1 protein-coding gene and 1 pseudogene are annotated in these 2,655 nt (G+C 59.3%); both read right to left on the bottom strand.

What is annotated here, in order from left to right; translation table 11 throughout:
• The coding region (locus MNI96_RS21955; protein WP_283776628.1) for a beta strand repeat-containing protein at window positions 1–1,848 on the bottom strand (1,848 nt) is incomplete at its 3' end.
• Between the two features lie 312 nt (window positions 1,849–2,160).
• Window positions 2,161–2,655: pseudogene (locus tag MNI96_RS21715) on the bottom strand (M10 family metallopeptidase); the annotation flags it as partial.

Genomic DNA, 2,655 nt, shown 5'->3' with positions numbered 1-2,655 from the left:
GGTGATCACGTTGTTCAGCGCGTTGCCAACAGCATTCAGATTGTCGGACCCGAGGAGCTCAAGGTTTTCGATATGCTGGCTCTGGGCCCATAGTTCGAAGCTGATGTAACTGCGCACGGTATCCATGCCCTCATCAGCATACTCGACGACCACGTCGCCCGCATCGCTGACGACGTAGATGTCGTCGCCGGTACCGCCGATCAGCGTGTCCGCGCCCAGGCCACCATCCAGGATGTCGTTGCCGCCGAGACCTTCGAGTCGGTCGTTTCCGTTCGAACCGGTCAAGGTGTCGCTCTCGGTACGCGATCCGCGAACGTGCTCGATATTGGCGAGCGTGTGGCTGAAGGCATTGCCGTTGAACAGACCCGTCGCCGTGCCATTGGCGAGGTTGACCGTGACAGCGCCCATCCCACTGCGATCGAAGCGCACCGTATCGAAACCACCACCGCCATCGACCGTGTCGTTGCCGCCAAGCAGGATGAACCGCTCGTCGCCGGCGCCACCATTGAAGACATCGTCGAAGTTCGTGCCATGGATCTCGAAAACGTTGACCAAGGTATCGGTACCGATGCCTGTCCCGGTCACCGTGCCGCTCACAGCCGAGCCATTGTTGCTGGTGTAGGTGATGCCGGAGACCGTATCGCGATAATCCGCACGAACGGCACCATCGCCGATCCGGGTAATGGTGTCGTTGCCTTCTAGGCCGCGCACCTGCACGAAAATGCCCGCAGTTGCATTGATCGTGACATTGTCGTTGCCAGACCCGAGCGCGAGTGTGACGCTGCCGAGGTTCGGGTCGATCGGACCCGTGACATTCAACGTGTCGACGTCGCCAGTTCCCTTGTCGATGGTCATCGTGCTGCCGGTCATGGTGATCGACATAGCCGTGGATAAATAAGCATACTGGAGAAAGACATCGTGCTGCTGCAGCACGTTGATCGTGTCGTTGCCGGCAGAGCCGATGACCGTATCGCTGCCCTCGCCGGTGTTGATCACATCGTTGCCATCGCCGCCGTCGAGATAGTCGTCGCCAGCGCCGCCGTTCAGCGTGTCGTTGCCGCCAAATCCTTCGAGACGGTCATTGCCGGACGAGCCCGTCAAACTGTCGCCTTCCGTCCGCGAGCCGCGGACAGCCTCGATGCCGGACAGGGTGTGACTGAAGGCATTGCCGTTGAACAGGCCGGTCGCCGTGCCTGCGCCGAGATCGACCGTCACCGCGCCCATACCGTTGCGATCGAAACGAACGAGATCGAACCCATTGCCGCCATTGATGATGTCGTTGCCGCCGAGTGGGATGAAACGCTCGTTGCCATTGCCGCCGTTGAACGTGTCGTTGCCGGTCGAGCCCATGATCTCGGACACGTTGACGAGCGTATCGGTGCCCACGCCGGCTCCCGTCACCGTGCCGCTGACGCCCGAACCGTTGTTGCTCGTATAGCTGATCCCGGAACCGACATTGGCATAGACGGCGCGTACGAAGCCGGCAATGTTTGTGATTGTATCGTTGCCGGCGCTCGAAATGACTCCGTAATAGACTCCGCTCGGATCATCGATTGTGAAACTGTCATTGCCTGATCCAGCTGCGAACGTAAGACCGCTGACGTCGGGATCCAGAACACCATCTACAATGAACGTATCCGTGCCGATCCCGTCCTTGCTGACCTGGCCGCCGCCTGCCTCCCCGTCGACGACGACCGTCAGATTCGCAGAGAACCCAGAGTAATCAACGTATAGATCCACCTCGGGCAAAAGCGTGATGGTGTCATTACCGCCGCTACCGATATAAGTGTGACCGAAGCCGGTAATCGAGAATACATCGTTACCATTTCCGCCCGAATACGTCGTCATTTCAAGCCCTCCACACAGGTTTCCCTGTCACTCAATAATCCAAGCCCAGCTGATCGCGCTATAAAACCGCAAGATCCACCCACGCCGCAGCAGAGTGCAAGATGCAGGGAAACTAAGCGATCACAGGCACCCTTCGAACGATTAACCCTGACAATTATCGCGATCAAAAACCGCTTGTAAACGCCCCGAACGTACCGAGACCGGCATGACGGGAGTGCAAGCGGGTGAAAGTGCAGCCAGATGGTGCGACCAGCGGCGCGCTGGCCGCCGGCATTCCACGGGTCGGCCGGCAGATGCTCAGTCCCGCACCCATCACACGAAGGCGAAGTCGCCGGACGACACCAGCGTGTGATCGAAGTTCTGCAGGACGATGGTGTTGGTCCCGAAGGTCAGGTGCGTGTCCGCCCCCACATCCGTCACCGTCACCTGCGAGAAGTTGCTCGCCCCGACGCCGATCCGGATCGTGTCGATCCCGTTCTCGAAGTCGGTGATCGTATCCGTGTCGCCGGCGGCCAGGAACACGAACGTGTCCCCCCCCGAACTGCCCGTAAGAAAATCGTCGCCGGCACTGCCATCGAGCCAGTTATTCCCCGAGTTGCCCTGCATCACATTTGATCGCGCATTGCCGACGCCTGACAGATTTCCAGTGCCAATCAGCGTCAGATTCTCGACGTGCTGGCCGTGCTGCCAAAGCGCAAAATTCACCGAGCTGAACACTGTATCAATGCCTTGTCCGGCAAGCTCGACGATTGTGTCACCGAGATTATCGACGGAATAGACATCGTTGCCGGCTCCGCCGATCATCGT

The organism is Stappia sp. WLB 29 (assembly GCF_023507705.1).
Lineage (GTDB): Bacteria > Pseudomonadota > Alphaproteobacteria > Rhizobiales > Stappiaceae > Stappia.
The sequence above is the reverse complement of the archived record's forward strand: the minus strand, read 5'-3'. Positions and strand labels throughout refer to the sequence as shown.